The 16161-nt window shown below is 33.3% G+C and carries 19 protein-coding genes; 6 read left to right on the forward strand and 13 right to left on the reverse strand.

The features are described from left to right. Positions 1–3: 3 nt before the first annotated feature. From tssD to ATE84_RS04345, 5 genes are all read right to left on the reverse strand, one after another. On the reverse strand, positions 4–708 hold the full coding sequence (gene tssD, locus ATE84_RS04325; protein WP_101446099.1) for a type VI secretion system tube protein TssD: 705 nt from the start codon (positions 706–708) through the stop codon (positions 4–6). A 136-nt stretch (positions 709–844) separates the two neighbouring features. Beyond that, positions 845–1561 carry a DUF2071 domain-containing protein gene (locus ATE84_RS04330; RefSeq protein ID WP_101446101.1) on the reverse strand — a complete coding sequence of 239 codons (717 nt, stop codon included), beginning with the start codon at positions 1559–1561 and terminating at the stop codon, positions 845–847. A gap of 153 nt (positions 1562–1714) precedes the next feature. Beyond that, positions 1715–2302: a hypothetical protein gene (locus tag ATE84_RS04335; RefSeq protein WP_143273571.1), complete on the reverse strand. Its 588-nt coding sequence runs from the start codon at positions 2300–2302 to the stop codon at positions 1715–1717. Between the two features lie 125 nt (positions 2303–2427). Beyond that, positions 2428–2826 carry a hypothetical protein gene (locus ATE84_RS04340; protein ID WP_101446104.1) on the reverse strand — a complete coding sequence of 133 codons (399 nt, stop codon included), beginning with the start codon at positions 2824–2826 and terminating at the stop codon, positions 2428–2430. 40 nt (positions 2827–2866) lie between these two features. Beyond that, positions 2867–3091, reverse strand: coding sequence for a helix-turn-helix transcriptional regulator (locus tag ATE84_RS04345; protein WP_101446106.1), 225 nt, complete (start codon positions 3089–3091; stop codon positions 2867–2869). Positions 3092–3211: 120 nt separating this feature from the next. Between ATE84_RS04345 and ATE84_RS04350 the strand changes: the two genes are divergently transcribed. The 3 genes from ATE84_RS04350 to ATE84_RS04360 all read left to right on the forward strand — a co-directional run bounded on the left by ATE84_RS04350 (position 3212) and on the right by ATE84_RS04360 (position 4560). Further along, the gene (locus ATE84_RS04350; RefSeq protein ID WP_101446108.1) at positions 3212–3421 is read left to right on the forward strand and encodes a hypothetical protein; all 210 of its coding nucleotides are present in this window, start codon (positions 3212–3214) and stop codon (positions 3419–3421) included. Between the two features lie 81 nt (positions 3422–3502). After that, positions 3503–3808: a helix-turn-helix domain-containing protein gene (locus ATE84_RS04355; protein ID WP_101446110.1), complete on the forward strand. Its 306-nt coding sequence runs from the start codon at positions 3503–3505 to the stop codon at positions 3806–3808. A gap of 410 nt (positions 3809–4218) precedes the next feature. After that, on the forward strand, positions 4219–4560 hold the full coding sequence (locus tag ATE84_RS04360) for a hypothetical protein (protein ID WP_101446112.1): 342 nt from the start codon (positions 4219–4221) through the stop codon (positions 4558–4560). Between the two features lie 72 nt (positions 4561–4632). Here the strand turns inward: ATE84_RS04360 and ATE84_RS04365 are convergent, their stop codons facing one another. From ATE84_RS04365 to ATE84_RS04395, 7 genes are read right to left on the reverse strand one after another with little or no spacing between them, the layout of a single operon-like run. Beyond that, positions 4633–5157: a nuclear transport factor 2 family protein gene (locus ATE84_RS04365; protein WP_101446113.1), complete on the reverse strand. Its 525-nt coding sequence runs from the start codon at positions 5155–5157 to the stop codon at positions 4633–4635. Between the two features lie 52 nt (positions 5158–5209). Then, a complete protein-coding gene (locus ATE84_RS04370; protein ID WP_101446114.1) occupies positions 5210–5740 on the reverse strand; it encodes a hypothetical protein in 531 nt (176 codons plus the stop codon). 25 nt (positions 5741–5765) lie between these two features. Then, complete coding sequence (locus ATE84_RS04375) at positions 5766–6500, reverse strand: YqjF family protein (RefSeq protein ID WP_101446115.1); 735 nt, start codon at positions 6498–6500, stop codon at positions 5766–5768. Further along, entirely contained in the window at positions 6501–7607 is a 1107-nt protein-coding gene (locus ATE84_RS04380; protein ID WP_101446117.1) for a glycoside hydrolase family 3 N-terminal domain-containing protein, read from the reverse strand. Positions 7608–7637: 30 nt separating this feature from the next. After that, positions 7638–8489, reverse strand: a complete 852-nt coding sequence (locus ATE84_RS04385) for a sulfurtransferase (protein WP_233195743.1) — start codon at positions 8487–8489, stop codon at positions 7638–7640. Positions 8490–8506: 17 nt separating this feature from the next. Beyond that, positions 8507–8962, reverse strand: coding sequence for a nuclear transport factor 2 family protein (locus ATE84_RS04390; protein WP_101446119.1), 456 nt, complete (start codon positions 8960–8962; stop codon positions 8507–8509). A 40-nt stretch (positions 8963–9002) separates the two neighbouring features. Then, the gene (locus ATE84_RS04395) at positions 9003–9998 is read right to left on the reverse strand and encodes an NAD(P)H-dependent glycerol-3-phosphate dehydrogenase (protein WP_101446121.1); all 996 of its coding nucleotides are present in this window, start codon (positions 9996–9998) and stop codon (positions 9003–9005) included. Between the two features lie 123 nt (positions 9999–10121). On the opposite strand from ATE84_RS04395, the gene ATE84_RS04400 reads away from it, so the two are divergent. Then, positions 10122–11045, forward strand: coding sequence for a nicotinic acid mononucleotide adenyltransferase (locus ATE84_RS04400; protein ID WP_101446123.1), 924 nt, complete (start codon positions 10122–10124; stop codon positions 11043–11045). 180 nt (positions 11046–11225) lie between these two features. Here ATE84_RS04400 and ATE84_RS04405 read toward each other — a convergent pair whose 3' ends face one another. Then, positions 11226–13691: a T9SS type A sorting domain-containing protein gene (locus ATE84_RS04405; RefSeq protein WP_101446125.1), complete on the reverse strand. Its 2466-nt coding sequence runs from the start codon at positions 13689–13691 to the stop codon at positions 11226–11228. A gap of 290 nt (positions 13692–13981) precedes the next feature. On the opposite strand from ATE84_RS04405, the gene ATE84_RS04410 reads away from it, so the two are divergent. Next, on the forward strand, positions 13982–15535 hold the full coding sequence (locus ATE84_RS04410; protein WP_101446126.1) for an aldehyde dehydrogenase family protein: 1554 nt from the start codon (positions 13982–13984) through the stop codon (positions 15533–15535). 192 nt (positions 15536–15727) lie between these two features. After that, positions 15728–16096 carry a hypothetical protein gene (locus tag ATE84_RS04415; protein ID WP_101446128.1) on the forward strand — a complete coding sequence of 123 codons (369 nt, stop codon included), beginning with the start codon at positions 15728–15730 and terminating at the stop codon, positions 16094–16096. The last annotated feature ends 65 nt before the right edge of the window (positions 16097–16161 follow it).

Raw genomic sequence — 16161 nt, forward strand, 5'->3', positions numbered from 1 at the left:
ATTTTATACCTCCTGTTTAATTACTTCTAGTTCTATTTTTTCGTGATTACTACCTATTCTATAGTTACTTAGAGTATCATCTGTTAAAACCTCTCCATTGTATTTAAAATCTATTGTTTTATTACTTAACTTGATGGTAAATAATTCATCTGTCATATTTTTACTATGGATATTAAGTAAAATTATATTACCTGCTAAAATCTTATCTATCCTCTTATTATTCAAATCCGTTATATAATAATCAATGACTTTTTTCTTTTCTGTTTCTTCTTCTTGTGTGGTTAAAGGTGCTTGGTTACTCAAAAACTCTGTTTCTTGTCTTGGAGTGGTATATTTACCTTGTGAATGAGAGTCTTCTATTCCTGCAGCAGTGATCAACAGGGTTTCGGTAAGTGGGTCTGTATCATTTGCCTTAAAGTGTATACTGTCAAAGGTTACGTAACAATCGACAAACCTGATTCTTCGGGTTCTTCTTCCCGGCATACTATCACTATATTCCAGAATAATTTCTTGTATTTGCTGTGTAGGATGTATAGCTTTTTCAAAAAAGTAGGTGTCTTTTGTAGATTCGATTGCTGCTTTTAGCCCAGTATGAAAAGGTCTGGAGGTTGGTCGCCCTGTCTCATCACTACTTTGTATAATACCTTGTTCACTTTCGAGTACGTTATATACTTGTCCGTTTACGTATAGTTTGGCAATGATGCCCATGTTTTTTTGGTTTTTAAGAGTTAGCCAAATTTATAGATTATTTTGGTCTAATGGCTTAGAACAACAATATAAAGAATATATGTCCTTTATACTCCATGTGTTTTTAATATGCTGTTGTATAGTTAGATATATAGTGTTAGTGGTTTTTTATTTTTTCTAACCCAATCCATTCGTGTTCAATATCTTTCATTAAAATAGCGTTATCAAATTTCACAGAACCTTTTGGGAAAATATTTTCATTCTCAAAAAAGCTAGAATGAACTTTCTTAACATTTAAAATAGATACTTTCCAGTTATATGCCTTGAGTTCTAATCCGTCAAAGTCATTTTTGTCAGGAGAATACCCAACTGAGCCATTCTCGAAAAACTCTGAGACACAATTTAGATTTTCAAATACACTTTCCTCATTCCATTTGTCAGTCTCATTTGCCTCAATTGATAAAGAGGTTTCATCATCACTAATAAATGCCACATTATAATTCCCGTCAGATTCAATAACTGTAAATTTAGCAAGATGATGAACTCCCGGAAAAATAGTTCCTCCAGCTAAGGAGTTTAATTTAGAAGAAGTATCCCTTCTCGGAATGTAAACTCCTTCTTTTAACTTTCCGTTTTCGTTCCATTGAACCGCAATCCTGTGAGCTCCGTTCTCAGAGGAGATTCCGATTTGTTTTGGTAATCCCTTTGGTCTAATTTCTTTTAGTCTAATTAAACATATTCCTGCAATACCTTTCCCATTAATAAGCTTGGGTTTAAATGGCTTTGGTAAATAATTTTCTAAGACTTCTTTGTCAACTTGATAGTTGATAAGGATTCGTCTGTCAATTATTCCTTTTATTTTCGGTATTTTCATTTTTTGAGAATTATCACTAACGTGATTGTATATGGTTTGTTGCGTGTTTTAAAGACCTAATTTAGCAAATACAAACCGAATAGAAAATCCGAGAGGATTTTTGTAAGTAGGCTAGAAGCAGCAATAAATTATATACGGTGTTACCACACGTTTTTATTCCACTCTTTTTAATTTCTCTCTATATTTATATGTTTTTGAATTTAGAAAAACCACTAATAATGCAGCGCCAGATGAAAGATTAGAAACATCTAAAATTAAATTTTTCTTTTTATCTAATGACAATCTCGCTTTTGTTAAGTCAAATCTCCCAAAAAGATATGGTACACCAATGAATTTTAAATTTTTCTTTTTCAAGTATAAATATCCATCTTTTTTTAATTCGGTTTTAACAACAACTTCTTGAAATATTTTTCCGTTTTCTAAATAAGTAATTCGTGTTTTTTTTGGACTTATTGTATTCAGTTCAAAATGGTAGCTTTTTAGGTTGTCTAATTTAATCCTCTCTTTTCCAGATTTTAGGTCAGTTAAAGTAAAGAAATTCCGATGGATTGATTTTTTAGTTTTATAAGCTTTAGAAATACTATCAAATTCCAAATACATAATTTCATATTTGCCATTTAAATCAGCCAAGTTGTTTTTAGTTAAAGTTTTTGGATTTGAAATACTATTGTCAAATGAAGCGCAATTCTGAAAAAATATTGCCAGAATTAAAATCAAATAAAGTGGTTTCTGTCTTTTCAAGAGTTTTTTGTTAAATGTGTGGTAACAACAATATAAAGAATATATGTCCATTATATTACATATGTTTTTTAATATCTGTTGTATAGTCATATACTATAGTGTAGTACAACGTTTTTATTTGATAATTAATTTGTTTCGAGTAATATTCGTGCCCTTTCTGTATTTGGCCATTTATCAGCTATCATGCATATTTTAATTTGTTCTATCCAATGATTTTTATCTGTAACGTCATTAAAATAGGTTAGTTGGGAATTGTTTTCAATAGAGGGTTGAACAATATTTTTTTTCGATACCAATTTCACAAATGTCAGAGCTAAAACTTCTTTCGTTAGCTTTAAAGATTGTAGATTTTTAGGTAGAATGTCTAGCGTACAAAATAATGAGTAATACAAATTATATAAATCCTCATAATCTAAGGAGTTTTGTAGTTTCTGATTAAGATAATTATAAAGTATTTCAATACTATCTTTTTCAGATTTAGATCCCAATTTGATTTTTCCTTTCAAAAAGTTAAATATCTTCATTCTCTTAATATCTGTTGTATAGTCATATAGTATAGTGCAATTATTTGCCTTCTTTTTTCAATTGTAAATCTCCACAAACATGTTCGAGCAGTTCGCAGGCATCTACTTCTATCGCTAAGGCAATTAGATACAATTCGTCTGCTCTAAGTTTTGTGTTTTCATTGATCGAGAGTTCGCTTATCCTTTGTTTGCTTATGCCCGTTCTCCTAGATACTTGGGATTTATTCACAGCTTTTCTTTTTAAATAAGCTCCTAGCTTTGTCATTTGGATTTCATTTTATTCGGTCTAATTATATGAATTATTATGACTAATGTGAAGAAATTCTTCATTTTATTTCCATATAGTCAATTTTATATGTATAATTGTCAAGAAAATATGTAAACAATGATTGATAACAACCAAAAAAAGTGCCAGACGTATATTAAAATCCCTCTTACAGGAGAAAAAGAACTAGAAGTATATAAAGATGGGATTCTGGGAATATTAAGTAAAGTAGAAATACATAGCGCAGACAAAAGAATGATAGGGCATCTTAAAACCGTATACAAATTATTAGATTGTATACAGGTGCAGGATATACGATCTGTTTCTTAATACCGATATCCCAAAAAATGAAAGCTATGATTATGATGGGATTAAAAAAAAGAGTAAATTTGTCAAAGATTGACAAAATGAATGAAAGAAACGTTTGGAGAATATATCAAAATGCTTAGAACAACAAAAGGGCTTACGCTAACCCAACTGGCAGGGCTATTACAAATGGATTTTGCAAATCTAAGCAGAATGGAGAATGGTATACGTGATTTTGATAAAAAGAAACTCTCTAAACTGGCAGAAGTTTTTGACCTTAGTATAGAAGAATTACAAGGCGAATACGCAAGTGATCAACTCGCAAAGCATATGTATGAAATAGGTTGTTCTAAAGAGCTACTTAAAGTTGCAGAAGAAAAAGCAGAATATCGCAGAACAATAAAAAAATAATACCTGTTGTGCATTTGGGATTTTTGATTCAAAAAAGCTATTCTCGATACATTTTGTCTTCATTTTACTAAGACAAAACACTCGAACTGACGCTTTTTTTACAATGTTTTTTCTAAACGCACAACAGATTACATACGATACCTTTTTTACAGATTTAAGGTATTCTTTTTTTCAGGGCTACATTGCACATCCTACCTGGCAATCCTGTAAATCTGTAATATATAAAGAGAGAAAGTGATGTATGTTTGATTATACATTCTAAACTCTTTAGAAGTCGAAAACACTTATATCCGCTTCTTTTTGAGAAGATAGCACTTGGCATGCATTTGGTTTTTCTAATGTGTGTTTTAGCAAAGGCCGGAGACTACGCTAATTTTATCTAAATCAAAGGAAACCATAAATATAAGCAGATGAAAATAGATCTAGACACTCAAATTTTTCCGCAATTTAAGCTATCAACACATCAGGATTTGATCTTATATCTTATTAAGAACGAATTATTAGGTACTCGATTTATAAATCAATTAGCCTCGGTTGGTTTCGACACTTCTTTTTTTAGTGTAGAGCTGGGGATGGCGATTTTATCACTAATGGGTTTTAAAAACCGAACTGATGCTTTGTGGGAGTGGTATCATGGTACTGTAGATGCCTATGCGGCAAAAGTTTGTCTAGAAGATCATGCTGCTACCAGAGCCGTTTCTTTTGATTTTTATATTGCATTACGAATAAAACTACATACCGAACAAGGGTGATACAAAAACTAGTTTGTGTTCAATTTAGAAAGCTATATAATTTGGCAAAACAATCTGTTTTTATAGTGCTATTTATTCTGTTGCGGTAGCCTTTGATTTAGTCTTTTCTATTGAGGATGCATGATCTTTGATTACATACCATTTGTTGTCTATTTTTTCTAAATCATAACTAACCATCATATGATTAAAGTAAGGGCTGCCATTTCTATTGGGTTCTCTATACATGGCCTCGGTAACGGCCATTCCGATTTTATCTCCCACTTTTATATTTGCTATTTTTGTCTCTATAGTCCAGGTAGTATCTTTAAACCATTCCTGGTGTAAAGCAACAAATTCATCTACAGTGTTTTTAATTTTTGAATCAGGTAAAATGAGCTGCATTTCTCCTATTGGAGATAGTGTTGATTTTAAGGAGTCGAGATTCTTATTCTCTAAGGCTATAAGATGTGTTTGTAATGTTTTTGTAAAAAGCAATTCGTTTTGTTCTTGGGCAGCTTTGTGATCAATGGGTTTTTTGGTGGTATTAGTACATGAGCTTAAAAATATTGCTAGCAACACAAAGGCTGCAACGAATTGAATTGTACGACTATTTTTCATGAGTTCTGTTTTAAAAGATGATTTGTTTTTGTTGTGATAGGATGCTATGTTTTTATCTTTTTTTTCTTAATGTGTTACTCATTACATGTGCATGTTCTAAAAATTTTGATTGTTCAAAAACTCGGTTAAACATGCGTTCTCCTTTTTTAAGTTCTTTTATGAGCCTGGAGTTATTAAAATAATAACGACCTTCGAATATGGTTTCTGGCTGCAAAGAGGTGTCAAAAGACATCCATTCACCAGATGCATCATAAACACTTTTAAACTTATTCTCTTGTTCATAAGCAAAAAACAGTTTGCCCTCTTTTAGGTAATATGCTATTACAATAGATCCATGAGAGACTCCAATCCATTCAATATATTTTACCAGTTGGCCATTTTCAAAATACCCGGTAAGCTGACCACCACCATCTGTTGTATACTCCATGAATTCCTCATTGTATAAGTCCATCTTTTCTAGTTGATGATTTGAATTAATACGTTGAAATTCAGCCCTGATTTTTAGGATTTGCTCATCGGTATTCTGAGAAACCCCTATGAAAGGAATGACTAGTATACCTATAAACAGTAAAATGGTTCTCATAGTAATGGTGTATAAAAACTAGTATTTATGATAGTGCAATTCTTTCTTTTTTGTTCTTCCCCCATGCAATTACATTTACCCCTTTTGAATATTGAATTTTATCGGGCTTCTCCTTAATCAATTTATCAAATCTTGGGTAGTTTACCTTTAGATGAGTAAGCTCGATTTTTTGTATTGGCCATTCGATATGATGAATCTCAAATTCATTGATCGATCTCTCTGTATCTTGAAACAAAGCATACCTTTCTGTAAGCCATTTGTCGAGAGTGCTTTTTTCTGTAATTTCTTCTCCAATAGAAAACTGTATGTCTAATTCATCCTTAAATTCAGGATTTATTGACTGATATTGGTGTTCGCTTCGCGTTATTTTTGAATACCGATATGGCAATTCAGAAATTGCCTTAGCTATTTTACAGGATAAGCTTGTTCCTCCTTCTATACTTAGAAAATAGACGCCCGTTTTTGAATTAGACTTGACATACGTTCTAATATTAATTTCATCAAAAGTAGAGATAGGAGGAAATGCCGGTAGATGTTTAGGTCGAATTTTTTCCATGGTAAAAGCTACCAAAGAAACCCAGGGTTTCCCTTCAAAAAGATCGATTTCTAGCTCTTTTGGAACATATTTTTGTAGTTCGGATAATTCGACCTGCCAATGAATAAATATTGCATTATTCCATTCCTGGTAGAATTTCCAGTTTTTATCTGGGATTTTCCAGGGACGGTGCTCTGTCGTATTTAATAGTTCCTTGATTGACATTTATTTAATGACCCCAGCACATACTTTTAATCTTAAGATTTTCTTTACCGATTGCATTACTTGTTTTTTATAGGCTGCATTGGTTTTCATTTCGGCAAGGATAGCATTTATCGTTTTTACTTCGTTTTGTGGCATCAGGATCAGGTCACAACCTGCTTTAGAGGCGAGTAGGGGAGCGTTGTCTAATATCGTAACGGCTTTCATAATATTAAGCGCATCGGATATAACAATACCTCTAAACCCCATTTTTTCTTTTAATAAGCCAGTAATAATTTTTCGAGAACAGCTAGAGGGTAATCCATCGGTATCATATTCCTTATTGTTTTTAATAGTGATATGAGCAACCATGATCGAAAGCACACCATCTTCGATAATTTTTTTATAATTATCTACCTCTTGTAAAGGGCCATCTATATATACACTTTGCTTATGGGTATCTCCCTTTACAAGCCCGTGACCGGGAAAATGTTTTGCGGTGGCTATGATCCCACTTTCTTGAGAACACTTTATAAATTGATTGGCAAGGCGAACTACATCTTCTTTATTATCTCCATAACTTCTGGATTTTATAGCTTCATTATTAGGGCTGATATCCAGTACGGGAGCATAGTTGTGGTGCACACCAATATCTCTAAGTTCCTGGTTGATAATATTAACTACAGAATCTGATTGTGCTTCGTTTTTGATATCAATAGTTTTACCTACTTTACGGGCTCCTTTGATCCTGGAAGAGAATAAACTAGGCTCGGCATCCATACTAAACAAAAGCGGGATGGTCTTGTTTTTTGCAGTAATAGCATTAAGCGTGTTGATGTCTTCGGTATGTTTTTGTTTGTGCCCTTTTAGATAAACTACACCTCCGATAGCATTTTGCATGGCTAATTTTTTGACTGTAGCTGCTGGCTTACCTATTTCTCCACCAGAGGTGATGATCATTTGGGCCACCTTTTGTCGATCGTTTAATGTATTAAAAATAGAATCTACTGTATATTCTAGTTCGGAAGTATAGGAGTAAAAATCTTGTAAGCTAAATTTTGGTGCTTTTTGGGCATAGCTAGAAGTTGATAACAGGGTAATGCAAAAAATCAATCGAAAAAAACAGTTCATATAATATAATTAAGCAGATATTTTTTTTGTTTAACATTGAATAGGAACTTCATCCAACTGTCCCCATTCACTCCATGATCCATCATATACAGATACATTATGATATCCTGCCAGCTCTGCAGCAAGCATAATAATACATGCGGTAATGCCTGATCCACATGTAAAGATCAGTTTTTTGTCTTCAATATTAAAATGCTGTAGCATTTTTTGTAATTCGACAGTAGATCGCATTTTACCATCATCAAGTACTTTTGTGTAATGCAGATTCATCGAATTTGGAATATGCCCTCCTTTAAGACTTTCTCTGGGTTCGGGTTCTGATGCAGTAAATCTACCCGGGGAACGCGCATCCAGTATTAAAGAACTTTCAGAATTCATTTCTATAAGTACCGTTTTTGCATTGGTAACCAAGTTAGGAATGTAATTGGCTTCAAAATTTCCGCGAGTGTATTCTTGTAGGCTGGTATCTTCAGTTTCACAAGGGTGCTCGGCTTTTTGCCAGGCCGGGAAACCACCATCTAATATGGCAACATTTTGATGCCCCATGGTTGTAAACATCCATCGTACTCTTGGGCTGGAGTAGATTCCTAATGTATCATAGATCACTATGGTATGATGAGAACTAATCCCAAGTGTTTTACAAGCTTCTGAGAAAGCTTCTGCAGAAGGAAGCATATTAGGGATATCGGTGGTTGGATCAGAAAAAACACCTTTAATATCAAAAAATCGAGCTCCTTTGATTTTTAGATTCGAATTTTTTGGCTGGTCTTGAGCAGTTACTTTTTTGATTGTAGCATCCAGAATCACCAAATCGGGATGGTCTAGATGTTTAGAAAGCCAGTTTACGGATACAATAGGTGGTGTGATTTGTAATGTACTCATAGGGTAAGGTATTAAGATCAGGAGGTCATAAATTTATCAAGCATTCTATTGGTTTGCTGGTTTAGTTTTTTCTTAAAAAAGCTAGTTCCACCGAGCAAAGCACCTTTCCATCCTATGGCTTGAGAAGCCCATCGATGCAGGTTAAAATCATCTGTGTGTTTTATGATTTTACCATCTTTAAATTCGAATTGAGCATCAATCTTATTATGAACAGATCTTCCTGTTTTACTAAAAGAGTACCATGCTTCCCAATGCGCAGATCCTTTTTGATCATTAGCTTCAACGTGTGAAAACTCTACTCTAAAATTTCTTGCATTTTTACATAGCATGCGCCACATGCCTTTTGCACGATTTCCTTTTAGTTTTCCAAAACCGGGATCTTCAAAAACCACATCATCGTGATAACATGATATCATGGTTTCGGCATCGAGATTGCTTAATCCGGTATAAAACGTTTCAATAAGCTTCTTCATAGGGTGATAGTAAAAATCAGTGGCATGAAGATAAGAATAATTAGTCTAGCTTATCGGTTAGTTTCTTAAATACTTTTTTCGGATTTTTATTTTCATATAATACAGCATGTACTGCATCAATGATAGGCGTTCGAGCAGCTTTTGTTGCATCGAGTTCATATGCAGTCTTTGCAGCATAATATCCTTCGGCAATCATACTCATTTCCATCTGGGCACTTTTTACTGTGTAGCCTTTACCGATCATATTACCAAACATTCGATTACGAGAGAAAATAGAATACCCGGTGACCAATAAATCACCCAAATAGGCAGAATCGTTAATGTTACGTTTCATTTTATGCACTTTTTTAATAAAACGTTTCATTTCTCTAATGGCATTACTCATAAGAACACTCTGAAAATTATCACCGTACCCAAGACCATGTGCAATACCTGCTGCTACAGAATAAATATTCTTGAGTACTGCAGCATATTCGGTACCGATAATATCATCACTGGTTTTGCATTTGATATAATCGCTACTTAAATGATTCGCCATTATTTTGGCTTTTTCTTCATCATTAGAAGCAATAGTAAGATATGACAATCGTTCTAGTGCAACTTCTTCTGCATGGCATGGCCCGGTAATCACCCCGATATTATTAAAAGGAATGTCATACTGATCGTGAAAATGCTCTCCTACAATAAGCCCTGTCTCTGGAACAATACCTTTTATAGCAGAAAAAATAACCTTGTCTTTTAAAGATGTTGTTAGTTTTTTGAGTTCGCTATTTAGAAAAGCAGAAGGAATAGCAAAGATCAGATAATCTGCATAGGTAACAGCTTCATTTATATCATTGGTAAGTTTAAGTTGTTTAACTTTAAATTCAACCGAACTTAAATAATTAGGATTGTGTTGTTGTCTTTTAATATGCTCTAAAGCATAGGTACTTCGCATATACCATCCAACTTCATTTAGATTCTCGGTAAGCATTTTTACAATGGCAGTTGCCCAACTACCACCTCCCAGTACTGCAAATTTTGGCTTTTTTTCCATAAAAAATATTGTGAGTTCAAAAGTAGGAAAAATACAACTCAAAATAAAAACCTGATAATCAGGTTTTTATAATTTTGGCACGCGTTTTGGTTCTCAATAAATGAAATTGAAAACACACAGCATATGAAAACGCTAAAATTACTTTCGGTTATTTTTTTAAGTTCAATACTATTAACTTCTTGTGTAGCAGAGGTTGTTATCGAAGAAGATGTTTATGTAGAGGAACCCACAATTACTTTAAACGAATTATTGAATACCTATGAGGTTTGGTATGTAGATATCGAACGCACAAAAGGTAATGGCGAGATCCCGTTTTTACAAAAAGCGTTTACAGTTTCTTTCCGAAACGGGAAATTTTATGCCAATAATAATCTAGTTGGTATGGGAAGCAATGGAAATGGTTATGGGTTAAATGTTGGTTTCTATGATACCTATAGAATGGATCTGGATATAGACCATGATATCGATGGTGTATATAAATTAGTAATTACTCAATTATCAAATAATCAGATAGAAGTATATGATAAGGTAACGAATACCAGTTATTTCTTGGTTGGATACCAACGTAATAATTTTGATTATGATCAGGTGTTTTATGATAATATCCATTATTTCCTGCAAGAGTATGAAACATGGGAAAAAGTTTTTACCAGTGAGTTTGGGGTATTAAATGAGTTTGATAACGAAAACTATTTGAAATTCTCATATTTCGGATCTGGAGAAAATTTTAAAAGTTCTCAGGATGAAAATGGAATTCCTATTAACGATATCTTCTATGATTATACCGGTCATTATGAGATTAATGATATTATTAACACTTTTGATAGGAAAACTTTAACACTTGATTACGATTATCTGGGCAATGAATTCTTCGAGTTGTCCGTTATCAATGATAGTAAAATAGAATTGTTTCATCCTACCTCTGAAACTGTGTACCAATTTGTAGGTAGAGGACATATACAATTTAAGAGTTCTGAGAAAGGAAAACCAACTCAGAATGAAAATAAAAGAATAAAAAAAGCTGATTTTATGAAGCTTTCAAAATAAAAGTAAGGTAGCACTTAACAATATTAACTTTTTGGTTGGTTATTTAGTTGGGAATCGCTCTACAAGAGAAATCTTGTTTGAGCGATTTCTTTTTTAGCCTAGTTTTTAAGGGTTAAAAAAAGGGATTCAAAATATTTTGAATCCCTTTTTCTAAACCTACAGTAGATGATTAGCTGTAAATTATCTTTTAAAGATTTTCTTTACAATAGTTTTTCCATTCATAGTAAGTCTCAAAAAGTAAATTCCTTTTTTCAGAGATGCTATATTTACTTGTTTTATGTGATTTCCTTTATCATAAAGATTTTTATGATTCGAAATAAGTACGTTCCCTTCAAAATCTCGAATTGAAACAGAAACATCAGTATTCGGTTTTGTAGCTGTAAAACTGATATTTAAGAATTTGTTTGATGGATTAGGAAAAATAGATAATGCAATATTATCGGCAATTATATCCTGTCTTGGGTTTTCCTTTTTATTCTGATATACAATATCAAAACGTTCCCCTCCTATAACCCCTCTTTTATTCTTTTGAATTACATCGAAAACAAAAGGCCTTCTAAAAGGTTTGTTATCATTTAACTTAAATCGCATTTGCATAGAAAAAGATTCTCCTGGTTTTAGGTGAATTCCTTTCATAACTGCTTTAGAATTATAAATCTGAATGGTGTTTTTATCAATAATTTTAATTCCTTCTCCTTCTTTTGGCCATCTTTCGAATAATTCTGGATCCATAGTTGCAGTTACAGTTCCATTTCTCAAGAAAGGATTTTCGCTTGAAGTACCATAATTTCCATCCATAAAATACAAGTCAATAATATCTTCTTTTTTCCTAAAAGTATTTCTGATATAGACATTTGTATACTCAATATTATTAGAAGGATTTACATCATATACAGAGATGTTTTTCCAGGCGATATTGTTATTGTTTTTTGTATTACTGTTGACTGATGAAGTTTCTAGACCTATAGGGTCAATTTGAGATTCTACTCTGGCAATTAGACAAAAATGATGTATGTCATGGTCAAAATCATTTGGATTAGGAGGGTACCAAGGGATTTCAATAATGGTTTCATCTCCAGGATTGAGTGTGGGGATACTTAAGGGCATATTAGTAATTTCATCTCCATGCAATATATAGGAACCACTTGTTGTAAAATCGTAATAATTAGACCAGTGTGTTGGCCAGGATAATCCGGTAGAAGCTTTAGAAAAATACACTCTTAATTTACCATCAGAGATAGGAGCGCATCCTCTATTTTTAACTCGTACATATACTCCATTAGGACTTGTTGTCTTGTACTCTGGATTTTCATGAGTTGTACCTCCATCCACATCTTGTCGTACCCAAATATCTCTACTTGTCCACATAGGTCCACCAAAAGTATTAGGTTCTACACCAGAATCAGTCACACTGTGATAAGGAGCACGATTATCTTTAATATAAAGGTCACCTGTTCCATTTAATGTAAGTTGATCCCCGAGATTTATTGGTGTTTCATCAAATTGTGGCGTCTCAGATTTGGTATCATTAGCTTCTGCATAATCAAATGCCTCACGTTTACTAATTACACTGTCAGAATTTGTATCGGGATTCACCACAGTACCAGAAGGCAACGCTTCATTCATTGCCGAAGTCCAATAATAAACAAATTCGTCGGTATTGATAGTCGGGCCTGCCCATGACAATTCAGTATGTTTTGCTGCAGTTGCAATTACTCTATTTGGGCCAGATAGATCATCAATAAACCCACCACTATTACATTGTTCCATAACGATAGAGATTTTACCGGCATTGACCTTATTTACTTCTATTGCAAATTGATCATCGGTAATTGTTTCTCCCCATAAGTATAATAATGTATCCCATGCCGAAGTCCCAGAGCCATCTACACCACCATGGTCTGTAGTAAAAATGAATAATTCATCATCTTCATCTAAAATTCCTGAAAGCGTGTTAAATACAGAAGTAATATTTGCTGTTGTTGCAGAAAACTGAATATCGTTGTCCCCATCACCATCTAAATCTGGATTAGAATTGGTTCCGTTAGAAATATCAGCTGCAGCATTGGTTCCGTCAGACATTAACGTATAAATATTTGCTTCGTCATATCCATACTTGTTGATTAATGTACTATATACAAAAGAGCAATCGTTCCAATACCGAATATGATTATTTCCTTGATTCCAACCTCCACTAATAATAACGGCATATTTATTACTGGATGTTCCACAAGCTATAGTATTTGTTTTTGCAAAATCTAAAAAACGCTCTCTGGTTTCGATATACTTTTTAAAAATCTTCATCTCGTGAATTATATCAGGAGGTGTAGTTGCTCTTTTGATCTCAAACTCACCAGATCGAATATCAAAGAATATGTATTTTGCAGGATGCTCCCAGTTTGCATAAGGATCCTCATCAATAAAAAACAACCAGGACTCAAATTTTGAAGATATTATGGTTTTGTTGAAACTTTTGATCTTGTAATTAGGAGGAATTGGTTTTTGTAATCCATATACCCATTGGTTTCGTCCTTCTGGAATAACTTGTTTTTCTACTAAGATTTTGTAGGCTTCTTCTTGCGAAATCTGGGACCAAGCCAGAGTTGAGCTCAAGAAAATAAAGGTTAAAAGAAATAATTTTTTCATGATTTTATATTTAAAAGTTAGTAACTATAAAAGTTAGATTTTAACATATAAAATGTAAGAGGTATTTAACGGTAAAATAATAGGTTAACACCTATAAAGAAGTGGGGTAATACCACAGGATAAGGAAACGAGAAAATCAATTATTTCTTTTTTGAAAACTAAAAGAGAAAATTTGATTAAATTTAGTCTCATAAATAAGAAAATAACTAAAAATAGTAGTGTCGGAAGAGTAAATAATATTTTCATTATAAAAACACAGTATCTTTACGTTTTCAAAAAGTAACTTATACATGGCAACAGCAATATTAGATTTCGGAATTCAGGAAGCACTACAACAATTGGGTGTTTCTGAACACAATAAAGGGACTTCAACTGGAGCAAACTGGCTCTCTTCGAAAGAAATGATTTCATCATATTCACCTGTAGATGGAGAATTGATAGGTAAAGTAGAAGTTACAACAGCAGAAGATTATGAAAAAGTAATACAAACTGCAGCTGAAGCATTCAAAACCTGGAAAATAATGCCAGCTCCACAACGTGGAGAAATCGTAAGACAATTCGGAGAAGCATTACGAGAATTAAAAGAACCTTTAGGGAAATTAGTTTCTTATGAGATGGGGAAATCCTATCAAGAAGGTTTAGGAGAAGTGCAGGAAATGATCGATATCTGTGATTTTGCTGTAGGATTGTCACGACAGTTGCATGGTTTAACAATGCACTCAGAACGACCAGGTCATAGAATGTATGAGCAGTACCATCCACTTGGGATTGTAGGGATTATTTCTGCATTTAATTTTCCGGTAGCAGTATGGGCTTGGAATACTGCATTAGCTTGGATTTCTGGAGATGTATGTGTATGGAAACCTAGTGAAAAAACACCGCTTTGTGGAATAGCGTGTCAAAATATTATTGCCAAAGTTTTAAAAGATAATAACCTGCCAGAAGGAATTTCTTGTTTGATTAATGGAGATTATAAGATAGGAGAGATGATGACGACAGATAAAAGAGTTCCTTTAATTTCTGCTACAGGTTCTACCAGAATGGGTAAAATTGTAGGAGCAACCGTTGGACAACGTTTAGGAAAATCACTTCTAGAATTAGGAGGAAACAATGCAATTATTGTTACACCGGATGCAGATATTAAAATGACTGTGATTGGAGCTGTGTTTGGTGCAGTAGGAACCGCAGGTCAACGTTGTACCTCGACACGCCGATTGATTATACATGAATCTATTTATGATAAAGTAAAAAATGCAGTAGTAGCAGCTTATGGACAGTTGAGAATCGGTAATCCTCTGGATGAAAATAATCATGTGGGACCATTAATAGATACTGATGCAGTGAAAGGTTACCAAAATGCATTACAAAAAGTAGTAGAAGAAGGAGGGAATATTGTGGTAGAAGGAGCCGTGCTTTCTGGAGAAGGTTATGAAAGTGGATGTTATGTAAAACCTGCTATTGCAGAAGCTGATAATTCGTTTGAAATTGTACAACACGAAACATTTGCACCAGTATTATACCTGTTAAAGTATAGTGGTGATGTAGAAAATGCTATCGAAACTCAAAATGGAGTGGCACAAGGATTATCCTCTGCAATTATGACAAATAATTTACGCGAAGCAGAACGTTTTCTATCTCATGCAGGATCAGATTGTGGGATTGCTAATGTAAATATAGGAACCTCTGGTGCCGAGATTGGTGGTGCTTTTGGTGGTGAAAAAGAAACAGGTGGTGGTCGCGAATCAGGATCAGATGCTTGGAAAGTTTACATGCGACGTCAAACCAATACAATAAATTATACTACAGAATTGCCATTGGCTCAAGGAATTAAATTCGATTTATAGCCAGATAATTTTGTGATAAATAATAAAAAATGCATCCCATGTGGGATGCATTTTTTATTAAATGTTGTACTAATATATAACTTTTGTGGTTTATGTATGTAATAAATACTGTATAGAGAATGTTAAAAAAACGCAACCATAGCTTTTTAAAAGCATCTTATGTACAAGTAATAACTTATAAAGTTAAAATAAATGAAAAAGTTTTTTTTACTTTTATTAATACTCTGTGTAGCTTGTAATGATGACGATAAAACAGAAGACCCTGTTTTATGCACGTTAGAAGCTAGACCAGGTTTAGAAGTAACGATTAAAGACACTATGGATGCCACATTTTTGGTAGATGGTATTACAGTAGTTGCTATGGATAATGAATATAAAGAAACACTCGAGAATATATCAGGAACTAATATTTTTGTTGGAGCCCATGAACGAACTGGTAATTACGTAGTTATGGTGAGTAAAACGGGGTATACAACAATTACCAGTGATCCTATTTCTGTAACTGAGGATATATGCCATGTAATTACAGAGAGTTTAGAGATTTTATTAGAGAAAAAGTAAAAAAATCGTAAAATTCTTGAATATTTAAGAAAAAAATTCAAAAATTTAAGCTAGTTTTGAAAAAA

This window comes from Aquimarina sp. MAR_2010_214 (genome assembly GCF_002846555.1).
Classification (GTDB): domain Bacteria; phylum Bacteroidota; class Bacteroidia; order Flavobacteriales; family Flavobacteriaceae; genus Aquimarina.

Bases quoted from the DNA above. Each gene is read 5' to 3' on its own strand.
- ATE84_RS04355 (WP_101446110.1), top strand. From the start codon at position 3,503: ATGAAAGAAACGTTTGGAGAATATATCAAAATGCTTAGAACAACAAAA.
- ATE84_RS04385 (WP_233195743.1), bottom strand. From the start codon at position 8,489: ATGAGTACATTACAAATCACACCACCTATTGTATCCGTAAACTGGCTT.
- ATE84_RS04375 (WP_101446115.1), bottom strand. From the start codon at position 6,500: ATGTCAATCAAGGAACTATTAAATACGACAGAGCACCGTCCCTGGAAA.
- ATE84_RS04405 (WP_101446125.1), bottom strand. From the start codon at position 13,691: ATGAAAAAATTATTTCTTTTAACCTTTATTTTCTTGAGCTCAACTCTG.
- ATE84_RS04350 (WP_101446108.1), top strand. From the start codon at position 3,212: ATGATTGATAACAACCAAAAAAAGTGCCAGACGTATATTAAAATCCCT.
- ATE84_RS04340 (WP_101446104.1), bottom strand. From the start codon at position 2,826: ATGAAGATATTTAACTTTTTGAAAGGAAAAATCAAATTGGGATCTAAA.
- ATE84_RS04365 (WP_101446113.1), bottom strand. From the start codon at position 5,157: ATGAAAAATAGTCGTACAATTCAATTCGTTGCAGCCTTTGTGTTGCTA.
- tssD (WP_101446099.1), bottom strand. From the start codon at position 708: ATGGGCATCATTGCCAAACTATACGTAAACGGACAAGTATATAACGTA.
- ATE84_RS04415 (WP_101446128.1), top strand. From the start codon at position 15,728: ATGAAAAAGTTTTTTTTACTTTTATTAATACTCTGTGTAGCTTGTAAT.
- ATE84_RS04360 (WP_101446112.1), top strand. From the start codon at position 4,219: ATGAAAATAGATCTAGACACTCAAATTTTTCCGCAATTTAAGCTATCA.
- ATE84_RS04410 (WP_101446126.1), top strand. From the start codon at position 13,982: ATGGCAACAGCAATATTAGATTTCGGAATTCAGGAAGCACTACAACAA.
- ATE84_RS04380 (WP_101446117.1), bottom strand. From the start codon at position 7,607: ATGAACTGTTTTTTTCGATTGATTTTTTGCATTACCCTGTTATCAACT.
- ATE84_RS04345 (WP_101446106.1), bottom strand. From the start codon at position 3,091: ATGACAAAGCTAGGAGCTTATTTAAAAAGAAAAGCTGTGAATAAATCC.
- ATE84_RS04390 (WP_101446119.1), bottom strand. From the start codon at position 8,962: ATGAAGAAGCTTATTGAAACGTTTTATACCGGATTAAGCAATCTCGAT.
- ATE84_RS04370 (WP_101446114.1), bottom strand. From the start codon at position 5,740: ATGAGAACCATTTTACTGTTTATAGGTATACTAGTCATTCCTTTCATA.
- ATE84_RS04330 (WP_101446101.1), bottom strand. From the start codon at position 1,561: ATGAAAATACCGAAAATAAAAGGAATAATTGACAGACGAATCCTTATC.
- ATE84_RS04395 (WP_101446121.1), bottom strand. From the start codon at position 9,998: ATGGAAAAAAAGCCAAAATTTGCAGTACTGGGAGGTGGTAGTTGGGCA.
- ATE84_RS04400 (WP_101446123.1), top strand. From the start codon at position 10,122: ATGAAAACGCTAAAATTACTTTCGGTTATTTTTTTAAGTTCAATACTA.